We start from the raw sequence: 19,286 nt of genomic DNA, 5'->3' as shown, positions 1-19,286 counted from the left end.
CCGAAGAACAAAGAGGAAAGACTGTGCACAACGTCGTGATCAGTGGCACCGGCCTGTTTACTCCTGCCAACAGTATCTCCAACGAGGAACTGGTGCTGGCCTTCAATACCTATGTTCAGCAGTTCAATGCTGAACATGCCGCCGCCATCGAGCGCGGTGAAGTCGAGGCGCTGAGTGAGTCCAGCGTGGCCTTCATCGAGAAGGCGTCCGGCATCAAGAGTCGTTTCGTTATCGACAAGGCCGGCATCCTCGATCCGCAGCGTATGACCCCGCGCATCCCCGAGCGGAGCAATGACGAGCTGGGCATTCTGGCCGAAATGGCCGTGGCTGCAGCCCGCGAAGCCCTGCAGCGCGCCGGACGCAGCGCCGCGGATATCGACGGTGTCATTGTTGCCTGCTCGAACCTGCAGCGTGCCTATCCCGCCGTGGCTATCGAAGTTCAGGCGGCCCTGGGTATTCAGGGCTGGGGCTACGACATGAACGTGGCCTGCTCTTCGGCCACCTTTGGTATCCAGGCGGCGACCAACGCCGTACAGACCGGGCAAGCCCGTGCCATCCTGATGGTCAATCCGGAAATCTGCACCGGCCACCTCAATTTCCGTGACCGTGACAGCCACTTCATCTTTGGCGATGCGGCTACTGCCGTGATCATCGAACGTGCTGATCAGGCCAGCTCGGCGCAGCAGTTCGAAATCGTCGGCACCAAGCTGATCACGCAGTTCTCCAACAACATCCGCAATAATTTCGGCTTCCTCAATCGCTGTGCCGAGGAAGGTATCGGTGCCCGCGACAAGCTGTTTGTCCAGGAAGGGCGCAAGGTGTTCCGCGATGTCTGTCCGATGGTGGCCGAGCTGATTGCCGCGCACCTGGCCGAGCATCAGCTGGAGGTGTCCGCTGTACGGCGCTTCTGGTTGCACCAGGCTAACCTGAACATGAACCTGCTGATCACCCGCAAGCTGCTTGGCCGCGATGCCGAGCCGCATGAAGCGCCGGTGATTCTCGACAGCTATGCCAACACCAGTTCGGCCGGTTCGGTCATTGCCCTGCACAAGTACCAGGACGACCTGCCGGCGGGCAGCGTGGGGGTGCTCAGCTCCTTCGGTGCCGGTTACTCGATTGGTAGCGTGATCCTGCGCAAGCGATGAGTATGGCGGACCAGGCCCTGTTACGCCGCCTGCGTGCTGGCGAGCAGCGGGCCTTTGCAGAGCTGGTTGCCGACTACCAGGGGGCCATGCGTGCGGTGGCGCTGGCCATCGCCGGCAGCCGTCAGGCTGATGAGGCTGTGCAGGACGCCTGGCTGGCGGTGGTGCACAACCTGGATGCTTTTGAAGAGCGTGCCAGCTTGAAGACCTGGCTGCTGACCATCACGGCCAACAGTGCCAAGCAGCGTCTGCGTCAGCAGCGTCGCGAACCGTTGCTGGATGACCTCCCGGCGCCGCATGGCAGTGTGGATGATGAGCGTTTTAGCGAGTCTGGACACTGGCTGCTGGCGCCGCACGCTTGGCATCACGACTCGCCGGATGCGTTGCTCACCGAGGCAGAGTTGCGTGACTGTCTGGAAAAGACCCTGGACAGTCTCTCCGAGTTGCAAGGCAGTGTGTTGCATCTGCGCGAGCGCGAGGGGTTGGATCTGCAAGCCATCTGTAATCTTTTGCAGTTGTCGGCCTCCAATGTACGTGTGCTGCTGCATCGCGCACGGCTCAAGGTGTATGCCACCGTCGAGCATTTCGAGGAGACCGGGCAATGTTGACCTGCAAGCAGTTGGTAGCACTGTCCAGTGACTTGCTGGATGCGCAGTTGTCCGGGCGTCAACGCCTGGCGGTGCAGGTGCATCTGATGATGTGTGGGCGCTGCCGACGCTTCGTACGGCAGATGCGTTTGAGCCAGCAGCTATTGCGTGTCTGGCCGGAGCCTGTGAATCCTGACACACAGGCTCTTGCTGAACGCCTGGCGGCCATGCGTCGCGAACGACGCTAAAAAATCCATAGCCGGCCTGTAACGTTGGCCGGGCGAGTCACTCTATAGCAGCGAGAACGCCAATCTCGGCGTTCCCTGACCGCTATGGAGATGCACCATGAAACCTTTCAATACCAGCGCGTTGACCCTGGGTGCCGTACTGCTGAGTGCTGCCAGCTTGACTGTCCAGGCAGGCAGTAATCCGTTTGCCGCCGTCGAGTTGAACAGTGGCTACAACCTGGCCCAGGCAGATAAAACTGCCGAGGGCCGTTGTGGCGAGGGTAAATGCGCTGCTCAGGAGAAAAGCGACAGCGAAGGCAAGTGTGGTGAAGGCAAGTGTGGCGCCGACGGTAAAACCGACAGCGAGGGCAAGTGCGGCGAAGGCAAGTGCGGCTCGGCGAGCTGAGTTAGCCAGGGAGCAGGCCATGCAGAGTTCTTTTGTCCGCGGCGCGGGTCTTGGCCTGCGTCGCCCCTTGCTTGGCGCCTTGCAGCAGTGCACGGCGGTCGAGGTGGACTTTCTGGAGTTGGCACCGGAAAACTGGATAGGCGTGGGAGGTCGCCAGGGCAGACAGTTGCGGGCGCTGACCGAGCGCCTGCCGTTCCTTTGTCATGGTCTGTCGCTCAACCTGGGCGGTTTTGCGCCGCTTGACCATGCACTGCTCAGGGCTATCAAGGTATTTCTTGATAGCCATGGCGTACTCGGCTACAGCGAGCACCTGTCGGCCTGCGCCGACCACGGCCAGCTCTATGACCTGATGCCGCTGCCTTTCTGTGAAGAGCAGGTGCAGCGGGTTGCCGAGCGTATCCGCATCGTGCAGGACGTGCTCGAGCGCCCCTTGATCGTGGAGAACGTATCAGCCTATGTGCGTTTGCCCGGAGGCATGGATGAGGCTGGCTTTGTGCGGGCAGTGCTGGAGGAGGCGAACTGCCAGTTGCTGCTCGACGTGAATAACGTCTACGTCAACAGCGTCAATTTCGCCTTCGATGCGCAAGCCTACATCGCCAGCCTGCCCAGCGAGCGAATTGCCTACCTGCATGTGGCCGGGCATTACGATGCACAAGCGCAACTGAAAATCGACAGTCACGGTGCGCCGGTCATCGATCCGGTCTGGCGATTGCTTGAGTTCACCTACGCGCGGCATGGCCTGCGGGCTACCTTGCTTGAGCGAGACTTCAACTTCCCGCCGCTGGGCGAGCTATTTGACGAGCTGGCGTACATCCGTCGCTTGCAGGCCCGTGCCGGCCTGGTGGAGGCACTATGAACAGTCAGCAGTGGCAGCGTGAATTTGCGGCGCGCATTCGCCAACCAGAAGCCGTGGCTCTCTTGCCAGGCATCGATGCGGCGCGCATGGCGATCTATGAACAGCTGTTCTTCGACAACCTGTCAAGCCTGCTGGGTAGTGCATTCCCGGTGAGCCGGCGAATACTCGGCCAGGCGTGCTGGCAGGCGCTGTTGCGTGCTTTTCTGGCTGAACATGTGGCGCGCAGCCCGTACTTTCTGGAAGTCAGCGAAGAGTTCCTGGCTTGGTTGCAGCAGCGCTCGGCGCCCTCGCCTGAGGTGCCAGCGTTTTTGCTCGAACTGGCCCACTACGAGTGGGTCGAGCTGGCGCTGTCAGTCAGTCCGGAACAGTTGCCATCGTCTGGCTGGTCAGCGCTGGCCTGGCCTCTGGCGTATCGCTGGCCGGTAGCGCAACTGGGCCCGGACTACCAGCCTGAGGAGATGCCGACCAGCCCAACCTGCCTGCTGGTCTGGCGCGATGGCGAAGAACAGGTGCGGTTCATGCAACTGGCTCCCTTTGCCTATCACCTGGCCTTGGCCTTGCAAGCAGGCCAGTCCGTTGAGCAGGCCTTGCGACAGCTGGCTGCAGAGCATGACTTGAATGTGGATGAGCAGCTGACTCGGCAGGTGCTCATGTTGCTGGATGACTGGCGGAGCAAACAGATCTTTTTGCCTGAACCTGAATGGATGGCCGAGCGCCTGGGAGTCTGCTCATGCTGAACCTCCTCAATCGCCTGCAAGATGCCCTGGATGCCACGCGCCGCCTGGATATGCTCGGTCCTCTGCTGCTGCGTCTCTATCTGGTGCCGGTGTTCTGGATGGCGGGTACCCACAAGCTGAGTGACATGCCTGCCACCATCGCCTGGTTCGGCAATCCAGAGTGGGGGTTGGGTTTGCCATTCCCTACACTACTGGCCTGGCTGGCGGCGCTGACGGAAAGCGCGGGCGCCATCCTGTTGCTGGTGGGGCTGGCTGTGCGCTGGATCAGTATTGGCCTGATGGTCACCATGCTGGTGGCGATCGTTACCGTGCACTGGCCTTATGGTTGGCAAGCGATTGCCGATGCCAGTGCGCCTTTTGCCAATGAGCGGGTGTTGGCTGCTGCGGAAAAACTGCAGCGTGCGCAGGCGCTGCTGCGCGAGCACGGCAACTATGCCTGGCTGACCAGTAGCGGTCGACTGGTGGTGCTGAACAACGGCATTGAGTTTGCGGCGACCTACTTGGTCATGTTGTTGGCCCTGTTTTTCAGCGGGGCAGGGCGCTGGTTGAGCCTGGACTTCTGGTTGGCACGGCGTTGGCGGCGGACTGCTTTATAGATATATGGACTTAAAAGTTCCGCTGTCACTGAATTTTCATCTAACGGCCACCGAGCTGAAATAACCCCCCGCCAAGATTCCCCCAACACCACGGGTTGTACCCGCGTGTTTACCAACGCTAAAGACCAATTAGGGGAATCTTCGATGATCCGTAAGCACTTCGCCGGTTTCGCAGCCAGCGCCCTGGCTCTGGCCGTATCCGCCCAGGCTTTCGCCGGCACCGTCACCACGGACGGCGCCGATATCGTGATCAATACCAAGAGCGGCCTGGAAGTCGCGACTGTAGACAAGCAGTTCAGTTTCAAGCTGGGTGGCAAGCTGCAGTGGGATGCCAACCAGTTCGATGGCCTGCGTGCTGCCGCCGAGGACAGCCCGTTCGATAGCACATTCAACACTTACATTCGTCGTGCCGAACTGTCCATCGAAGGCACGGCCTATAAGAACTGGGGTTATGGTTTCACCCTGGAGCACGATGGTTCGGATGACAACGCTACCGAGTTCACCGACGCCTATTTCAGCTACGAAGGCTTCGACCTGGCGAGCGTGACCATCGGTCGCTTCGGTGTCGACTACGGCCTGGAGAACACCACCAGCTCGTCCTGGATCACCGGTATCGAGCGTCCGTTCATGTACGACTACCTCAACGGTGACGAAGACACCAACTTTGGCGTAGCGGTCAAGCACAGTGGCGACAACTACGGCTTGCTGGCTCAGGTCGCTACCTACAAGAGCGAGTACAACGACGGCGACGAGGAAAACGACGAGTCGTTTGGTTATAGCCTGCGTGCCAACTGGGCTCCCTACCTGAACGGCACCGATGTCATCCACCTGGGTGCCAACTACCACAGCAACAATCCGGACGATGACCGCGCCCGCGTACGCACCCGCCTGGGGCTGCGCAGCGATGGTGACGATCGTCTGACCTTCACCGATACCCGCGTAACCGACAAGGACACCGAATGGTTGCTGGAGGCCGGTGCCCAGTTTGGTGGCCTGCGTGCCCAGGCTGAGTACTTCAGCCGTAGCATCAGTGGAGAAAGCGCGGGTGGTGCGGCGCAGGACGTCGATGTCGATGGCTACTACGCGCAGGTTGGCTACATGTTTGGTGGCGTGCGTGGCTTCAAGGCAGCTGATGGCAAGTGGGACAAGCCGACTGAAGCTGGCGCTATCGAAGTCTTCGCCCGTTATGAGAACAGCACCATCGACGGCGACGCGGCAGCGGTGAGCGGCAACATCATTGCCGGCGTGGCACCGATGAATGTCAATGACGAGTTCGAAACCAGCGCCATGGTCGTCGGCGTCAACTACTTCCCGACCAAGGCGGTACGCATGAGCCTGAACTACGTCGACTATCAGGTCGACAACGTCAACACCAATGCCAACCTGGTGAAGAACGGCAAGACCTACAAGGTGGAAGACGACGGTCAGGCTATCGTCGGTCGCCTGCAGTACGTGTTCTAAATCCCCGGTTGTACTCGATGCTCCTACTTTGCCCCGCCTCGTGCGGGGCTTTTCTTTGTGCCGAAGGAGGCGATGAGATGCTGAAAATACTGGGTTTGCTGGGCGGATTGTCGCTGGCCGGCCTGCTCCAGGCAGCCGATTACGCGGCGTTGCCGGCGGGTGCGTTACAGCAGGTGCGTCTGGACGAGTTGCATCCCACCCAGGCTGTGGTCGGCCATGGGCAGATCCACTACAAGTTGGGACGCCTGGCCAAGGAGCCGGGCAAGCTATTCGATGAGTATTGCGAGGCCAATGGCCAGGGCGAGAGCAGTCGGGTTCCGGCGGGTGCCAGTGTGCATCGGCCGGATAGCTTCACCTGTCAGGGGGCGGTTGGCTCGCGCAGCAGCGAGATGAAAACCGTGGTAGTGGGCCCGGGCGGCCGGTTATTTTTGACGGACGGTCACCACACCTTTACCACCTTGTGGGAGCAGCCGCAGGCGGGGGCTGCGTTGCGGGTATGGGTCAAGGTTACCGACAACTTCAGCGACAGCCCCGACCTGGCCAGTTTCTGGCAGCGCATGCAGCAGGCGCGCAAGGTCTGGCTGCGTGACGGGCAAGGTCGGCCGATTAGTGCGCAACAGATTCCTGCACAACTGGGCCTGGATAGCCTGGCCGATGATCCCTATCGTGCGCTGGTCTACTTCACGCGCGAGGTGGCGTATGACAAGCCACGCTCTGGTGATGTGGCTCCGGAGTTCCTGGAATTCTATTGGGGGAGTTGGTTGCGCGAGAGGTTGCCGCTGGCTGACTACGATCTCAATGAACCGCGTGGCTATCGTGCGGCATTGGCTGCAGCGGCCGAACTGATGGTAGCCCAGCCGGCTGATGCGCCGCTGGGGGCGTCGGGCTTTACCGCGCGCCAGCTCGGCGGTTATACGCAGGTTGACCGCCGTGAGTTGGGCAAGGTGGCCACTCGCAAGCTCGGCTACCTGTTCCAGTATCGCCAGGCGCACTAGGCCAGCAACGACAAACCCCGCCGTGGCGGGGTTTGTGGAGGAACGGTGGCTCTCAGTGTTTTTTCTGGTAGTTATCCATTGCCTGCTGAATCATCTTGCGGGCTTCTTCGGCGTTGCCGAAACCGTTCAGCTCAACCTTCTTACGGCCTTCCGGAAGCTGCTTGTACACGCGGAAGAAGGCTTCGATACGCTGGCGTTCGATGGCCGGCAGGTCGTCGATGTCCTGGATGGTGTCGTACGTGGGATCGATGTCGCTGCTGGGCACACCGATGATTTTCTCATCGGCTTCACCGCCATCGATCATCTTCAGGTAGCCGATGGGCCGGAACTTGATCAGCACGCCTGGGTGCAGTGCCTCGCGGGTCAGTACCAGGGCATCCAGCGGATCGTTGTCACCCCCCAGGGTGCGCGGCAGCGAGCCGTAGTTGGCAGGGTAGACGACTGGCATGGACTGGAAGCGATCGACGAAGACCAAGCCTTCTTCATTGATTTCGTACTTAGTGAAGCTGCCAGCGGGGATTTCCACGGCCAGGTGCACGTCAGCCGGTGCATTATCGGCCTGTGCGGCATGGAACGGATGGCTGATCGATTGGCTGGCCAGCAGGCTAGTGCTACCCAGGCATAGGGCAATACCGATGGCGAGCAGGGACTTTTGCATGGTGACTCCTCAAGGAACAGGGGGATTGCCCGGTCATCATGCGTGGTAACTGTGAGTGTTTTTTTACAAGCGGGTTGCCGTTGGGTGACAGTCACAAAAAAGCCGGGCGCTGGCCCGGCTGTTTGAGTGTGTGGCGTATTACTGACGGCCGCTGACGGTCTTGCCGTCGACCGTGCCGCTCTTGAGCATGATCAGGTATTCCTTGCCGTCCTTCTCCACCTGGTGCAGTCGCACCAGTAGGTAATCCCAGTCCTTGGCGAACCACAGGGTGGTCTTGCGCTGGCTTTGCGTCGGGTCGCGCACCCGCTCAACCTTGATGGCATCCAACAGGCCGGCCTTGGTGCGTACCCGCTCCTCACCGAGGATACGGAAATCATAAGTCTCGATTTCATCACCATCGACAACCTGATAGCTGAGGGCCTTCTTGCCGGCGGCTACGTCGTATTGCAGTTGCAGCTGATAGGTGGACTTGTCGAGCAGGCCACGGTTGAGTGGCAGGCGTACCGCATCGCCGCGGTCCGAGCCAACCACCTGCTTGGCCTCCCAGTCGAAACGATGCTCGATCTGCTTGGCTTTGCCCAGGCCGTGCCGGGAGAACTGATAGTCCAGGGGTTGCAGCTGCTCGCCCTGAACGCGCAGGCGGCTACGTTCGGTCAGACCGGCGAGCAACATGCTGGCTTCGAAGCTGAGTTGCCAGCTGCCGTCAGCGTGTGCCTGCAGGCTGCGCTCGGCGCTGCCGCTGACCGGCAGTTGCTTCCAGTCGGCGGTGTAGCTGGCGGTGTAGGGTTTCAGCTCGAGTGCCGCCACGGGCAGGGCGAGCAGGCTGAGTAGCAATACAGCAGCACGACGCATCGACATTCTCCAGGTCAGGGGCGAATCTGCCAGCCTTGCGCAGGCAAGGCTTGTCCATCCAGCAGGCAACCTTGCGGGCCGAGGCGCAAGCGCCCTTCGGCGAACCAGCGTACGGCCAGCGGGTAAATCTGGTGCTCGGCCTGGTGCACGCGTTGTGCCAGGCTGTCTGGCGTATCGTCGGCGAGGACGGGCAATACAGCCTGTACGACCAGAGGGCCGCCGTCGAGTTCCTCGGTGACGAAATGCACGCTGCAACCATGTTCGCTGTCGCCAGCCTCCAGGGCCCGCTGATGCGTGTGCAGGCCCTTGTGCTTGGGCAGCAGCGAGGGGTGGATATTCAGCAGGCGACCGCTGTAGTGCGTGACGAAGGCCGGGGTGAGGATGCGCATGAAGCCCGCCAGCACCACCAGGTCGGGCTGGTGGCGATCGATAGCCTCGACCAGCGCCGCATCGAAGGCTTCGCGGTCGGCGAACTGCTTGTGATCCAGCACGGCGGTGGCGATCCCGGCCTGCTGCGCACGCACCAGGCCGTAGGCATCGGCGCGGTTGGAAATCACCGCGGCGATGCGGGCCGGATTGCCGTCATGGGCAATGCTGTCGATCAGCGCCTGCAGGTTGCTGCCGGAGCCAGAGATCAGGACGACGACATTGCAGGTCATCAGTGGGCTTTCAGGTTGTTCAGCTGAACCTGGGCGGCACCTTCGGTGGCCTGGGCGATCTGGCCGATGACCCACGGCTGCTCGCCCGAGGCGCGCAGGCTGGCCAGCGCAGCTTCGACCTGGTCCTGAGCGACACAGATGACCATGCCCACGCCGCAGTTCAGGACGCGGTGCATTTCATGCTCGTCGACGTTGCCTTTTTCCTGCAGCCAATCGAATACCGCCGGACGGGTCCAGCTGGCCACGTCGACCACCGCCTGGGCGCCTTGCGGCAGCACGCGCGGGATGTTGTCGAGCAGGCCGCCGCCGGTGATGTGGGCCATGGCCTTGACCGCGCCGGTGTCCTTGATCAGCTTGAGCAGCGGCTTGACGTAGATGCGCGTCGGCGCCATCAGCAGGTCGGCCAGCTTCTTGCCGTCCAGTTCGGTGGTTTCGATGTCGGCACCGGATACTTCGAGGATCTTGCGGATCAGCGAATAGCCGTTGGAGTGCGGGCCGGAGGAGGGCAGAGCGATCAGCGCGTCGCCGGTGGCGACTTTCGAGCCGTCGATGATCTCGCTCTTCTCCACCACGCCGACGCAGAAGCCGGCCAGGTCGTAGTCTTCGCCTTCGTACATGCCGGGCATTTCGGCAGTCTCGCCGCCGACCAGGGAGCAGCCGGCCAGTTCGCAGCCGGCGCCGATGCCGGTGACCACGGTGGCGGCTACGTCGACGTTGAGCTTGCCGGTGGCGTAGTAGTCGAGGAAGAACAGCGGCTCGGCGCCGCACACCACCAGGTCGTTGACGCACATGGCGACCAGGTCCTGGCCGATGCTGTCGTGCTTGTTCAGGTTCAGTGCCAGGCGCAGCTTGGTACCGACGCCATCGGTGCCGGAGACCAGCACCGGCTGCTTGTAGCCGGCCGGGATCTCGCACAGCGCGCCGAAGCCGCCCAGGCCACCCATGACCTCCGGCCGCGCGGTGCGCTTGGCCACGCCCTTGATGCGCTCGACCAGGGCTTCGCCCGCATCGATATCGACACCGGCGTCCTTGTAGCTGATGGAGGGTTGCTTGCTCATGAATGCGTGCCTTTGCCTGGATAGCGGTTGGAACAGTCGTGCGCGGCCGGCGCCGACCCGGAAAGGCGGCGATTTTATCAGGCTTGCCGGGGGGCGGCCATGGCCTGTCGGCGAAGGCTGCGGCAGAATCGTCGTGCGCGGCACGCCAGGGGGCTCTGGCTCGGGGTACACTGCGGCCGTTTTTTGTCGCCAATCTGTCAACGGGTGAATTCCCCATGCGTGTTTTTCTTCGTCTGCTGGTGCTCTGCCTGCCTTTCTGGGCGCCCCCCCTGTGGGCTGCCAGCCCCGAGGCGCTTTATCAGGTGCGCGAAAGCCTCGCCGGACAGAGCCCTGAACAACGTAGCGAGGCGTTGCAGCGGGCGCTGGATACCCTGGTGCTGCGCCTGACCGGCGATCCCCAGGCGCTGCTCAACCCGCAGGTGCAGGCGCTGCGTGCCGACCCGCAGCAACTGGCACGCCAGTTCGGCTACGCCGATGACCATGTGCTGGTGGAGTTCGACCCGCTGACCAGTGAATCGCGCTTGCGCGAGGCGGGCTTGGCGCTGTGGGGCGTCAGCCGCCCGGCCTTGCTGGTCTGGTGGCTGAATCAGGGTGTGGACGGTAGCCAGTTGGTCGGCGATGCCCAGGACGGCGCCAGTCTGTTACAGCAGGCCGCGCAGCATCGCGGGCTGCCGATACGCCTGCCCCTGGCCGATCTCAGCGAGCAGTTGCTGATTAGTGATGAACTCTTGCAGGGTGATGCCGAGGCGGTGTTGCAGGAGCCCGCGGTACGTTATGAGGCTGACATGCAGTTGCTGGTACTGGCTCGCCAGCGCGGCTCGGCCTGGCAGGCCGACTGGCGCCTGTTGCTGGGCGATGGCGAGGAGCGTGGCCAGCTTGAGGCCAGTGACCAGGCCAGCCTGGCCGACGCCCTCCTGCTGACGCTCAGCCAGCGCCTGGCGCCGCGTTTTGTGGTGCGCCCGGAGGCCGCCAGCCAGCTGGTGTTGGAAGTACAGGGGGCCGACCTGGCCCGCTTTGCCCAGCTGGAGCGTGCCTTGGAACCCTTTGCCGCGCGCCTGTTGCGCGTCGAGGGTGATCGTTTGCGTTATCGCCTGCAGGCCAGTGCCCAGCAGTTGCATGCACAACTGAGCTTGCTGCAACTGCAGGTCGTGCCTGCCGAGGTGCCTGCCGTCCAGCCGGTAACCGCTGAACCGAGCGGCGAGGCGCCGCTGGCCGCAGCCGCGCAGGTGCCGGCCGCCTCGGCCGCACTGTTGCAATACCGCTGGCCCTGATTTGCCGCCATGCGCCATCTGCCCAACCTGCTGACCCTGCTGCGCCTGCTGTTGACCTTGCCGATCGCCTGGTTGCTGCTCAGCGAACGCTTTGCTGCAGCGCTCTGGCTGTTCGCCGTGGCCGGTGCTTCGGATGCGCTGGATGGCTTTCTGGCGCGGCGCTTTGGCTGGGTGAGTCGCGTGGGTAGCGTACTGGACCCGCTGGCCGACAAGCTGCTGCTGGTCACCAGCTATGTCTGTCTGGGGCTAAGCCAGGTATTGCCCTGGTGGTTGACCCTGCTGGTGTTGCTGCGGGATGCACTGATCGTAGGAGGGGCGCTGTTGTACCGTGTGCTGGTCGGTGCCTTGCAGATGCGCCCGAGTCTGCTCGGCAAAGCCTCGACACTGGCGCAGATCATCCTGGTACTGGCCGTGCTGCTGGAACTGAGCTGGCTGCAGGGCTTTGCCGAGGTGCGCCCGCTGCTGATCGTTACGGTGCTGCTGCTGACCCTGTGCAGCGGCCTGCATTATGTATGGGCCTGGACGCGGCTGTATCGCCGCCAACGCAAGGGAGTGACCTTATGACCGATTCGCGACGCTGGCTGTGGCTGGTAGCCCTGTTGGGCGGTGGCTGGCTGCTCTACCTGCTGACGCCGATTTTGCCGCCCTTCCTGGTGGCCATGCTGCTCGCCTATCTGGGTGACCCGCTGGTCGATCGCCTGGAGCGTCGTGGGCTGTCGCGGACCTGGGGGGTGACCCTGGTGTTCGTGCTGTTTGCCCTGGCGGTCCTGCTGCTGCTACTGATTCTCCTGCCCATGCTGGGGCGTCAGTTGGTACGTTTGTACGAGCTGATCCCGCACATGCTGGAATGGTTGCAGGTCACGGGCTTGCCCTGGGTGCAGATGCAGTTGGGGGTAGACGGTGATTTCTGGCGCTTCGAGCGGATTCGCACCGCGTTGTCGAGCAACCCCGAGCGAACCGGTGATCTGCTCGGCCTGCTGGCCAGCCAGGTCACCCACTCCAGCCTGGCTTTGCTGGGCTTTGTCGGCAATCTGCTGTTGGTGCCGGTGGTGGGTTTCTACCTGATGCGTGACTGGGACTTGCTGATGCTGCGCCTGCGCAACCTCCTGCCGCGTCGCCAGGAAGGCCTGGTGCTGCGCCTGGCCGGCGAGTGTCACGAGGTGCTGGGCGCTTTCATGCGTGGCCAGCTGTTGGTCATGCTGGCGCTGGGTGCGGTCTATGCCAGCGGCCTGATGCTGATTGGCCTGGAGTTGGGGCTGTTGATCGGCCTGCTCGCCGGCCTGGCCAGCATCGTGCCCTACATGGGCTTCATTGTGGGTATCGGTGCGGCCCTGATTGCCGTGGTCTTCCAGTTCGGCGGTGACGCCCTGTACCCGCTGGTCGGCGTGGTGGTGGTGTTCAGCATCGGTCAGATGCTCGAAGGCATGTTGCTGACCCCGCTGCTGGTGGGCGATCGCATCGGCCTGCATCCGGTGGCGGTCATCTTCGCGGTGCTGGCCGGTGCCCAGCTGTTCGGCTTCGTAGGTATCCTGCTGGCCTTGCCGGTGGCCGCGGTGATCATGGTTTTGCTGCGTCATGTGCATGATTTATATAAACTTTCCGATCTTTATGGGGAGAACGGAAACGGCTCGGGTGAGCCGCCGAAGCAGGCATGAAACCAATCCAGCTGCCTCTCGGTGTGCGTTTGCGCGACGACGCCACCTTTGCCAACTACTATCCTGGCGCCAACGCGGCAGCGCTCGGCTATGTCGAGCGCCTGTGCCAGCCTGATGCAGGCTGGGGCGACAGCCTGATTTACCTGTGGGGCAGTGCGGGAGTCGGGCGTAGCCACTTGCTGCAGGCTGCCTGCCTGCGCGCCGAGCAACAGGGCGAGCAGGCGGTCTATCTGCCCTTGGCTGAGTTGGTCGAATACGGTCCCGAGCTGCTCGATGACCTGGAGCAGTGCGCGCTGGTCTGCCTGGACGATCTGGAAGCCGTGCTGGGTCGGAGCGCTTGGGAAGAAGCGCTGTTCCACCTGTTCAATCGTCTGCGCGATGCCGGCAAGCGTCTGCTGCTGGCCGCTTGCGCGGCCCCTCGCGAATTGCCGGTGGCCTTGCCTGACTTGCAGTCGCGGCTCAGCCTGGCGCTGGTGTTTCAGTTGCGCGAACTGGCCGAGGAAGACAAGTTGCGCGCCCTGCAACTACGTGCTTCGCGGCGTGGCTTGCAGCTGTCCGACGAGGTCGGGCGGTTTATCCTGACCCGCGGTGCGCGCAGCATGAGTGCGCTGTTCGAGTTGCTTGAGCAGCTTGACCAGGCCTCCTTGCAGGCCCAGCGCAAGCTGACCATTCCGTTTCTCAAACAGACCCTGGGCTGGTAGGCCGGCTATTCGCCGGCCAGCTTGCGCTGGTACTGGAAACGCCAGCGGGTGTACAGCAGGGCACAGCAGAACAGCAGCACGCTGATGGTGGTTGCCAGCGCGCCATACAGGGCGCGTGCCGGATCGAAGGCGGCCAGTACCCCCTGGATGAAGTAGAGGTTGACCACAAAGCACAGCCAGGCATGCGCGCGCGCGTTACCCAGCAGGATGCCGGGGGCCAGCAGTAACAGCGGTAGCAGCTGAATGCTCAGCACCACCCACGGCCGTGCGCCATGCAGGTCGGCGAACCATAGGTTCCACACCAGCAGCAAGAGCAGCAGGGCCACGAAGTTGAACAGGCTCAGCGCACGGCTGAGCTTCATGCGCGGAATAAGCCAGTCGAGTTCCGGCAAGGCTTTGGGGGTTTTAGCCACGGCTAGGCTCCAGGCGTTGGGCGATATGCGCCAGGCGTTTGCCCAGGGCGCGACACAGGCTGATTTCATGTTCGTCGAGTGGCCGCTTGCCGTCGGCGCCGGCCAGGTGGCTGGCCCCGTAGGGCGTGCCGCCCCCCTGGGTGTGCAGCAGCGCGGGTTCGCTGTAGGGCAGTCCGCTGATCAGCATGCCGTGGTGCAGCAGGGGCAGCATCATCGACAGCAGGGTGCTTTCCTGGCCGCCATGCAGGCTGGCCGTGGAGGTAAACAGTGCGGCCGGCTTGCCCACCAGTTCGCCGGTCAGCCACAGGCCGCTGGTGCCATCCAGGAAGTACTTGAGCGGTGCGGCCATGTTGCCGAAGCGTGTCGGGCTGCCCAAGGCCAGACCGGCGCACTGGCGCAGGTCATCCAGGCTGGCATACAGCGCACCCTCTTCGGGAATCTCCGGGGCGACCGCCGCGCATTCACTGGAAACGCCGGGCACGGTGCGCAGGCGTGCCGTCATGCCACCCTGTTCCACGCCACGGGCAATTTGCCGGGCCATCTGCGCAGTGGCGCCGTGGCGGCTGTAGTAGAGCACCAGGATATAGGCGTCGCTCACGGGAGGATCTCCAGGATGCGCTCGGGCGGGCGGCCGACCATGGCGCGCGGGCCGTTGATCAGGATGGGCCGCTCGATCAGGCGCGGGTGCTCGGCCATGGCGTCGATCAGTTGCGCTTCACTGAGCTGCGGATCGTCGAGGTGCAGGCTCTGGTAGAGTTCCTCGCCGCTGCGCAGCAGCTGCCGGGCCGACAGGCCCAGTTTGCCCAGCAGTTCACGCAGTTGCGCGGCGTTGAGAGGGTTGTCCAGGTAGCGCAGTACCTCGACCTGGAGGCCGCGGGCTTCGAGCAGCTCAAGGGCTGCGCGGGATTTCGAACAGCGCGGGTTGTGCAGCAGGCACAGTTCGCTCATCACAGGGTCGCTCGTGCAGGGAAGTGGCGGGTATTCTAACCGCCTGTGGCGCCTGCCCTGAACTGCCGGATACCTGAAAGGAGTCGGAATGCTGGATTTCATGCATCGCCTGGGCTTGTTCCTGCGCTTCCTGCTGGACCGCTTTCTCGCCGACGACTGCCCGCAAAGCGCGGCAGCCCTGACCTACACCAGCCTGTTTGCGGTGGTGCCGGTGATGACCGTGACCTTTGCCATGCTGTCTGCGGTGCCGGCATTCCAGGGGCTTGGCGAGCAGATCCAAGCCTTTGTGTTCAGTCATTTCGTGCCGGCCAGCGGCGCGAACATCCAGGCCTACCTGCTCGACTTCAGCAGCCAGGCGCGCCAGCTGACCTGGCTAGGTGTGCTGCTGCTGGCGGTCACCGCCTGGCTGATGCTGGCGAGCATCGAACGCACCTTCAATGGCATCTGGCGAGGTAGTCGAAGGCGTCGTGGCCTGGCCAGTTTCCTGTTGTATTGGGCGATCCTCAGCCTGGGCCCCCTGTTGCTGGGGGCGGCCTTTGCCATCAGTACCTACCTGGCTTCGTTGCGCTGGCTGACGGGGAGCGAGGCGCTGCTGGATATTCGCCCTGTGCTGGGTGTTCTGCCGCTGGCCCTCAGCGTAGCGGCCTTTACCCTGCTGTATGCGGCAGTGCCGAATCGCCCGGTGCCGTTGCGCCATGCACTGTATGGCGGGCTGTGCGCCGCCGTGCTGCTGGAGTTGAGCAAGCAGGGGTTTGCCCTGTATGTCAGCCTGTTTCCCAGTTACCAACTGATCTACGGTGCCTTTGCCACGGTGCCGCTGTTCCTGCTGTGGGTGTATTTGTGCTGGCTGATCATCCTCTTTGGTGCGCAGCTGGCCTGCCACTGGCAGCAGGTGACACAGCGTCCGGGGCAGCCGAGCGTGCCGGAGGTGCTGCTGACCCTGGAGTTACTGCGCCTGTTCTACCAGCGTCAGCAGCAGGGCCTGGGCCTTGGACTGGCTGAGGCGCGCCAGCAGTTGCCGGCGCTGAGCGAGGAGGCCTGGTTGCAGCAATTGGCGCAGTTGCAACGTTTGCAGCTGGTGTGTGCGGCAGGCAACCAGCGTTGGGTGCTGTGTCGCGACCTGGCGCATTACTCCCTGGCGCAGCTGCTTGAACAGCTGGCCTGGCCGCAACTGCAGCTGGCGCAGTGGCCGACAAGTTATCCAGCGCCCTATTACCCACGCCTGCTGGCGGCGTTACAGGGGCTGCAGGCGAGCCAGGCGCTATGGCTGGAAGGCAGCCTGGCCGACTGGCTGGCACTGCCGTCCGACTGACAAAAAATGTCAGGCTGTGCCCGTGCTGCGTTCTGCCGATCATGCCGGGCGCCGGGTTGGCTTGCCGCGAGGGCGTTGCCAGGGCGTTTGTCGTGGATTGGCACGTTTCTGGCTTTTCAGCCGGTTCCGCTGCAATGGCTGATGGCAGAACGATATGAGCGAGCAAGACAACCTGGTGAAACTGCATGAAAAAGCCCCGCAACGGGCGTTGCAGGGCTTGCGCCGGGTGACCGGAGTGGCCTTTAGCCGCTGGCCGCTATCGCTGCGTGAGTGGTGGCGCAGCCAGGAGCAGGAAAAGACCGAGCTGCCTGATGCGGACGAGCGCAGTCAGGTCAGCTGACTGAATTGAGGCTACGGCTTTCCTGCAGTACCGGTTCGATGAAGCATTCCTCGACGATCGGTGCCCGCAGCGGCAAGGCGCTGCGCAGGTACAGACGTACCTCGCTGGGGGTGTTCCGATAAGGCAGATGCGCCACGCCGGACAGCAGGATGCGTCCCTGGGCGTTCAGTCGGCCGTGGTCGACCTGGGCTTCGCGGGGGTGTTCACCATCCAGGTAGCGCACCACCAGGGATACCGGTAGTTCGGCGAGCCCCGGCAGATGCAGCCAGACCGCCAAATTGAATTCGGCGTGGCTGCCTGGCCCGCGCCGACTGGCGGCCTTGCTGGCCAGTTGGGAAGGGACGGGGCCGATCAGTTGTTCATGAGCTTGGTTCATGGGGCGTATGGCCTGACAAGAAATCACCCGGCCATTCTAGTGCGCGCCGCCCTGGCAATCCGGGCGTGGGTCTGCCTGCGGTCGTGAACCTCTGCGCAAAAATTCATCAAGCGCCGCCCGCCCGGCGGTTATCAGGCCAGCTTGAGCGGATGACGCGCTACCTGGCCACTGTCCAGATTGGCTGGCGGCAACTGCACGATGGCCTGGTGATGGTTGCCCTGCAGTTGCAGCCAGAGATTCTCTTCGCTGGCAAAGTCGCCCTGGGCCAGCCACAGGCCGTGATGCCAGCCGCCGTTGGCCGGGGTGCTTTGCAAAATACCCGGGTGCGTCTTGGCGCTCGGCGCACGGCGCAGCCATACCGGCCGCGGTAGCCCCTTGAGATAGCGCAGGCCCAGGTGCAAGCCGCTGCCGCTCTGGTGACGCCAGCGCAGCAGGGCCAGGGTCTGGCTGTTGTTGTGTTGCAACAGGAGAAGCTGGCCGATGGGCAACTGCGCCGCGTGGTCGGCATGGCAGAGCAGGCGCGCGCCCCCTGCACTGGCATCGAGTAATTGCGCTGTCAGGTGCAGGGGACGCTGTTCAAGCAGTTGGGCATGGATGGCGGCTATTCCGCAGAACAGATTGCACGGGCTGCTTTGCTCGCTGCGCGGATGGCGTCGGGCTTGCTGGCCTTGCCAGTGCGGCCTGGCTTGCTCCAGCAGTTGCCGCTGGCTGGCGCTTTGCAGGGGCGTGGGCTCGTCGAGGGCAACCAGTAACGCACCCAGTTCCAGGCGGCGCAGGGTGGCCGGTTCAGCCGCTGCGTCAGACTCGCCAAGCAGTTGCGGCTGTTCGGCACCGAGGTCGATCAACAGTCCCTCGCTGTCGTCGTCTGCTTCCCAGGGTTGCAGGCGGGCCAGTTCGGCCAGCGGGGCGAGGGCGGCGAACAGTTGCAGGCACTGGCCATTTTCCAGCTGGAAGGGATTGCTCAGGGCCAGCAGCAGGCTTTGCTGATACAGCCCGCGCAGATTGCCGGCGGCGGCAGGCTGGAAGGCGGCGGCTACCGGTTCGTCGAGGCAATGTTGGCGCTCGCCCAGCCAATACAGCAGGTGGCAGTCGTGCCACAGGCTACCCGGAGGTTCCTGGTAGAGCTGGTAATGGCGCAACAGGCTCTGTGCGACAAAATACTCGGCCATGTACAAGCACCAGGCCAGGTGTGGTCGCGAAGGCTGGCGGCCCTGAAGAATCTGCAGCAGCAGGCGCTTGAAGCCTGCGGCGAGCTCCAGGCACAGACGGATGAACAGCGGGCAGGGGGGCTGCTCGGCAAAAGCCTGGGCCTGCAGGCGATAATGCTCGGTGAAACTTTGCAGGATGCGCTGCCTTTCCAGTAAGGTCAGCTCCCTACGGTTGAGCTGGAACAGGCGGCCCAGCAGTGTTTCCAGGGTTTCACTGGATGCCTGGCGAGGCAGGTCGGCGAGCTGCTCGAGCAGATTGTGCAGGTCTAGCGATTCATGCTCATGGATTTCCGGCACCTCCAGGCGCATGGCGTCCAATGTCATCTATTCACCACTCCTACGAGGTACCCAGGCATGTCTGTGCGGCTCAGGCTTATTCTGGCCATCATCATCGGCCTCTTGGTTTCCGGCTGCAGTGACGACTGGGGTGTCGATCAGCATGCTCGCAAGGTAACGGCTGGCGAGCTCGAAGGCCAGTGGCTGTTGATCAATTACTGGGCGGAATGGTGCGGCCCCTGTCGCAAGGAAATTCCCGAGCTCAATCGCCTCGCGCAGCATCCCCAGGCGGCCGTACAGGTGCTCGGTGTCAATTACGATGGTGTGCAGGGCGAGGCGCTGGCCCGGCAGACTCAGGCACTGGGTATCGAATTTCGCGTACTGGCCGAGGACCCGGCCGAGCGCCTGCAGTTACCGCGTAGCCAGGCGCTGCCGGTGACCTTCATCGTCGATCCGCAAGGGCGATTGCGCAAGCAGCTGGTCGGCGAACAGACCGAGCAGGGGCTGCTCGGTGTGCTGGCCGAGTTGCGCGAACAACCCTGAGACTACGGA

At 63.1% G+C, this 19,286-nt stretch carries 25 protein-coding genes; 16 read left to right on the top strand and 9 right to left on the bottom strand.

The annotated features are described in order from the left end of the window. Window positions 1–23 precede the first annotated feature (23 nt). The 9 genes from CW360_RS00230 (at window position 24) to CW360_RS00190 (ending at window position 7,007) form a co-directional block, all read left to right on the top strand. Complete coding sequence (locus CW360_RS00230; RefSeq protein ID WP_093986747.1) at window positions 24–1,145, top strand: beta-ketoacyl-ACP synthase III; 1,122 nt, start codon at window positions 24–26, stop codon at window positions 1,143–1,145. Further along, window positions 1,142–1,750 carry an RNA polymerase sigma factor gene (locus CW360_RS00225; RefSeq protein WP_101192336.1) on the top strand — a complete coding sequence of 203 codons (609 nt, stop codon included), beginning with the start codon at window positions 1,142–1,144 and terminating at the stop codon, window positions 1,748–1,750. Before CW360_RS00230 ends, CW360_RS00225 begins: the two co-directional genes overlap by 4 nt. Continuing rightward, a complete protein-coding gene (locus CW360_RS00220; protein ID WP_101192335.1) occupies window positions 1,744–1,977 on the top strand; it encodes an anti-sigma factor family protein in 234 nt (77 codons plus the stop codon). Before CW360_RS00225 ends, CW360_RS00220 begins: the two co-directional genes overlap by 7 nt. A 97-nt stretch (window positions 1,978–2,074) precedes the next feature. Next, window positions 2,075–2,362 (top strand): HvfA family oxazolone/thioamide-modified RiPP metallophore, encoded by a 288-nt coding sequence (locus CW360_RS00215; RefSeq protein ID WP_101192334.1) that lies wholly within the window; start codon window positions 2,075–2,077, stop codon window positions 2,360–2,362. A gap of 19 nt (window positions 2,363–2,381) precedes the next feature. Further along, the gene (locus CW360_RS00210) at window positions 2,382–3,218 is read left to right on the top strand and encodes an HvfB family MNIO-type RiPP peptide maturase (RefSeq protein WP_101192333.1); all 837 of its coding nucleotides are present in this window, start codon (window positions 2,382–2,384) and stop codon (window positions 3,216–3,218) included. Beyond that, on the top strand, window positions 3,215–3,955 hold the full coding sequence (locus tag CW360_RS00205) for an HvfC family RiPP maturation protein (protein WP_101192332.1): 741 nt from the start codon (window positions 3,215–3,217) through the stop codon (window positions 3,953–3,955). The genes CW360_RS00210 and CW360_RS00205 overlap by 4 nt, the downstream gene beginning before the upstream one ends. Beyond that, the gene (locus CW360_RS00200) at window positions 3,949–4,551 is read left to right on the top strand and encodes an HvfX family Cu-binding RiPP maturation protein (RefSeq protein WP_101192331.1); all 603 of its coding nucleotides are present in this window, start codon (window positions 3,949–3,951) and stop codon (window positions 4,549–4,551) included. Before CW360_RS00205 ends, CW360_RS00200 begins: the two co-directional genes overlap by 7 nt. A gap of 144 nt (window positions 4,552–4,695) precedes the next feature. After that, complete coding sequence (locus CW360_RS00195; protein WP_101192330.1) at window positions 4,696–6,012, top strand: OprO/OprP family phosphate-selective porin; 1,317 nt, start codon at window positions 4,696–4,698, stop codon at window positions 6,010–6,012. A 77-nt stretch (window positions 6,013–6,089) separates the two neighbouring features. Beyond that, on the top strand, window positions 6,090–7,007 hold the full coding sequence (locus CW360_RS00190) for a ParB/Srx family N-terminal domain-containing protein (protein WP_101192329.1): 918 nt from the start codon (window positions 6,090–6,092) through the stop codon (window positions 7,005–7,007). Between the two features lie 52 nt (window positions 7,008–7,059). Here the strand turns inward: CW360_RS00190 and CW360_RS00185 are convergent, their stop codons facing one another. The 4 genes from CW360_RS00185 to purM all read right to left on the bottom strand — a co-directional run bounded on the left by CW360_RS00185 (window position 7,060) and on the right by purM (window position 10,234). Further along, window positions 7,060–7,665 (bottom strand): inorganic diphosphatase, encoded by a 606-nt coding sequence (locus tag CW360_RS00185; RefSeq protein WP_093986750.1) that lies wholly within the window; start codon window positions 7,663–7,665, stop codon window positions 7,060–7,062. Window positions 7,666–7,803: 138 nt separating this feature from the next. Further along, window positions 7,804–8,517: a DUF3108 domain-containing protein gene (locus tag CW360_RS00180; RefSeq protein ID WP_101192328.1), complete on the bottom strand. Its 714-nt coding sequence runs from the start codon at window positions 8,515–8,517 to the stop codon at window positions 7,804–7,806. 14 nt (window positions 8,518–8,531) lie between these two features. After that, window positions 8,532–9,176, bottom strand: coding sequence for a phosphoribosylglycinamide formyltransferase (gene purN / locus CW360_RS00175; protein ID WP_101192327.1), 645 nt, complete (start codon window positions 9,174–9,176; stop codon window positions 8,532–8,534). After that, window positions 9,176–10,234 carry a phosphoribosylformylglycinamidine cyclo-ligase gene (gene purM / locus CW360_RS00170; protein ID WP_101192326.1) on the bottom strand — a complete coding sequence of 353 codons (1,059 nt, stop codon included), beginning with the start codon at window positions 10,232–10,234 and terminating at the stop codon, window positions 9,176–9,178. Before purM ends, purN begins: the two co-directional genes overlap by 1 nt. Before the next feature lie 215 nt (window positions 10,235–10,449). Here purM and CW360_RS00165 point away from each other — a divergent pair, with 215 nt between their 5' ends. From CW360_RS00165 to hda, 4 genes are read left to right on the top strand one after another with little or no spacing between them, the layout of a single operon-like run. Next, window positions 10,450–11,505, top strand: a complete 1,056-nt coding sequence (locus tag CW360_RS00165; RefSeq protein ID WP_101192325.1) for a DUF2066 domain-containing protein — start codon at window positions 10,450–10,452, stop codon at window positions 11,503–11,505. Between the two features lie 9 nt (window positions 11,506–11,514). Then, on the top strand, window positions 11,515–12,069 hold the full coding sequence (locus CW360_RS00160) for a CDP-alcohol phosphatidyltransferase family protein (protein ID WP_101192324.1): 555 nt from the start codon (window positions 11,515–11,517) through the stop codon (window positions 12,067–12,069). Further along, a complete protein-coding gene (locus CW360_RS00155; protein ID WP_101192323.1) occupies window positions 12,066–13,160 on the top strand; it encodes an AI-2E family transporter in 1,095 nt (364 codons plus the stop codon). Before CW360_RS00160 ends, CW360_RS00155 begins: the two co-directional genes overlap by 4 nt. Further along, a complete protein-coding gene (gene hda / locus CW360_RS00150) occupies window positions 13,157–13,861 on the top strand; it encodes a DnaA regulatory inactivator Hda (RefSeq protein ID WP_093986757.1) in 705 nt (234 codons plus the stop codon). Before CW360_RS00155 ends, hda begins: the two co-directional genes overlap by 4 nt. 5 nt (window positions 13,862–13,866) lie before the next feature. On the opposite strand, the gene CW360_RS00145 is transcribed toward hda, so the two are convergent. The 3 genes from CW360_RS00145 to arsC are packed head-to-tail and all read right to left on the bottom strand — an operon-like array spanning window position 13,867 to window position 15,222. Then, window positions 13,867–14,274 carry a DUF2069 domain-containing protein gene (locus CW360_RS00145; RefSeq protein WP_093986758.1) on the bottom strand — a complete coding sequence of 136 codons (408 nt, stop codon included), beginning with the start codon at window positions 14,272–14,274 and terminating at the stop codon, window positions 13,867–13,869. Further along, entirely contained in the window at window positions 14,267–14,872 is a 606-nt protein-coding gene (gene wrbA, locus CW360_RS00140) for an NAD(P)H:quinone oxidoreductase (protein WP_101192322.1), read from the bottom strand. The genes CW360_RS00145 and wrbA overlap by 8 nt, the downstream gene beginning before the upstream one ends. Beyond that, window positions 14,869–15,222: an arsenate reductase (glutaredoxin) gene (gene arsC / locus CW360_RS00135; RefSeq protein ID WP_101192321.1), complete on the bottom strand. Its 354-nt coding sequence runs from the start codon at window positions 15,220–15,222 to the stop codon at window positions 14,869–14,871. Before arsC ends, wrbA begins: the two co-directional genes overlap by 4 nt. Window positions 15,223–15,310: 88 nt before the next feature. Here arsC and CW360_RS00130 point away from each other — a divergent pair, with 88 nt between their 5' ends. Both CW360_RS00130 and CW360_RS00125 read left to right on the top strand, forming a co-directional pair. Beyond that, window positions 15,311–16,534, top strand: a complete 1,224-nt coding sequence (locus CW360_RS00130) for a YihY family inner membrane protein (protein WP_245874638.1) — start codon at window positions 15,311–15,313, stop codon at window positions 16,532–16,534. Between the two features lie 154 nt (window positions 16,535–16,688). Beyond that, a complete protein-coding gene (locus tag CW360_RS00125) occupies window positions 16,689–16,874 on the top strand; it encodes a hypothetical protein (protein ID WP_101192320.1) in 186 nt (61 codons plus the stop codon). On the opposite strand, the gene CW360_RS00120 is transcribed toward CW360_RS00125, so the two are convergent. Together CW360_RS00120 and CW360_RS00115 are read right to left on the bottom strand one after the other, a co-directional pair. Continuing rightward, on the bottom strand, window positions 16,867–17,250 hold the full coding sequence (locus CW360_RS00120; protein ID WP_101192319.1) for a hypothetical protein: 384 nt from the start codon (window positions 17,248–17,250) through the stop codon (window positions 16,867–16,869). The two genes, CW360_RS00125 and CW360_RS00120, sit on opposite strands and share 8 nt — an antisense overlap. A gap of 131 nt (window positions 17,251–17,381) precedes the next feature. Next, window positions 17,382–18,782, bottom strand: a complete 1,401-nt coding sequence (locus CW360_RS00115) for a pilus assembly protein PilZ (RefSeq protein WP_101192318.1) — start codon at window positions 18,780–18,782, stop codon at window positions 17,382–17,384. 30 nt (window positions 18,783–18,812) lie between these two features. Here CW360_RS00115 and CW360_RS00110 point away from each other — a divergent pair, with 30 nt between their 5' ends. After that, a complete protein-coding gene (locus tag CW360_RS00110; RefSeq protein WP_101192317.1) occupies window positions 18,813–19,277 on the top strand; it encodes a TlpA disulfide reductase family protein in 465 nt (154 codons plus the stop codon). The last annotated feature ends 9 nt before the right edge of the window (window positions 19,278–19,286 follow it).

It is taken from the genome of Pseudomonas fluvialis, assembly GCF_002835605.1.
In the GTDB taxonomy this organism is placed as follows: domain Bacteria; phylum Pseudomonadota; class Gammaproteobacteria; order Pseudomonadales; family Pseudomonadaceae; genus Aquipseudomonas; species Aquipseudomonas fluvialis.
The sequence above is the reverse complement of the archived record's forward strand: the minus strand, read 5'-3'. Positions and strand labels throughout refer to the sequence as shown.

Bases quoted from the DNA above. Each gene is read 5' to 3' on its own strand.
- CW360_RS00225 (WP_101192336.1), top strand. From the start codon at position 1,142: ATGAGTATGGCGGACCAGGCCCTGTTACGCCGCCTGCGTGCTGGCGAG.
- CW360_RS00220 (WP_101192335.1), top strand. From the start codon at position 1,744: ATGTTGACCTGCAAGCAGTTGGTAGCACTGTCCAGTGACTTGCTGGAT.
- CW360_RS00215 (WP_101192334.1), top strand. From the start codon at position 2,075: ATGAAACCTTTCAATACCAGCGCGTTGACCCTGGGTGCCGTACTGCTG.
- CW360_RS00210 (WP_101192333.1), top strand. From the start codon at position 2,382: ATGCAGAGTTCTTTTGTCCGCGGCGCGGGTCTTGGCCTGCGTCGCCCC.
- CW360_RS00205 (WP_101192332.1), top strand. From the start codon at position 3,215: ATGAACAGTCAGCAGTGGCAGCGTGAATTTGCGGCGCGCATTCGCCAA.
- CW360_RS00200 (WP_101192331.1), top strand. From the start codon at position 3,949: ATGCTGAACCTCCTCAATCGCCTGCAAGATGCCCTGGATGCCACGCGC.
- CW360_RS00195 (WP_101192330.1), top strand. From the start codon at position 4,696: ATGATCCGTAAGCACTTCGCCGGTTTCGCAGCCAGCGCCCTGGCTCTG.
- CW360_RS00190 (WP_101192329.1), top strand. From the start codon at position 6,090: ATGCTGAAAATACTGGGTTTGCTGGGCGGATTGTCGCTGGCCGGCCTG.
- CW360_RS00185 (WP_093986750.1), bottom strand. From the start codon at position 7,665: ATGCAAAAGTCCCTGCTCGCCATCGGTATTGCCCTATGCCTGGGTAGC.
- CW360_RS00180 (WP_101192328.1), bottom strand. From the start codon at position 8,517: ATGCGTCGTGCTGCTGTATTGCTACTCAGCCTGCTCGCCCTGCCCGTG.
- purN (WP_101192327.1), bottom strand. From the start codon at position 9,176: ATGACCTGCAATGTCGTCGTCCTGATCTCTGGCTCCGGCAGCAACCTG.
- purM (WP_101192326.1), bottom strand. From the start codon at position 10,234: ATGAGCAAGCAACCCTCCATCAGCTACAAGGACGCCGGTGTCGATATC.
- CW360_RS00165 (WP_101192325.1), top strand. From the start codon at position 10,450: ATGCGTGTTTTTCTTCGTCTGCTGGTGCTCTGCCTGCCTTTCTGGGCG.
- CW360_RS00160 (WP_101192324.1), top strand. From the start codon at position 11,515: ATGCGCCATCTGCCCAACCTGCTGACCCTGCTGCGCCTGCTGTTGACC.
- CW360_RS00155 (WP_101192323.1), top strand. From the start codon at position 12,066: ATGACCGATTCGCGACGCTGGCTGTGGCTGGTAGCCCTGTTGGGCGGT.
- hda (WP_093986757.1), top strand. From the start codon at position 13,157: ATGAAACCAATCCAGCTGCCTCTCGGTGTGCGTTTGCGCGACGACGCC.
- arsC (WP_101192321.1), bottom strand. From the start codon at position 15,222: ATGAGCGAACTGTGCCTGCTGCACAACCCGCGCTGTTCGAAATCCCGC.
- CW360_RS00130 (WP_245874638.1), top strand. From the start codon at position 15,311: ATGCTGGATTTCATGCATCGCCTGGGCTTGTTCCTGCGCTTCCTGCTG.
- CW360_RS00125 (WP_101192320.1), top strand. From the start codon at position 16,689: ATGAGCGAGCAAGACAACCTGGTGAAACTGCATGAAAAAGCCCCGCAA.
- CW360_RS00120 (WP_101192319.1), bottom strand. From the start codon at position 17,250: ATGAACCAAGCTCATGAACAACTGATCGGCCCCGTCCCTTCCCAACTG.
- CW360_RS00115 (WP_101192318.1), bottom strand. From the start codon at position 18,782: ATGACATTGGACGCCATGCGCCTGGAGGTGCCGGAAATCCATGAGCAT.
- CW360_RS00110 (WP_101192317.1), top strand. From the start codon at position 18,813: ATGTCTGTGCGGCTCAGGCTTATTCTGGCCATCATCATCGGCCTCTTG.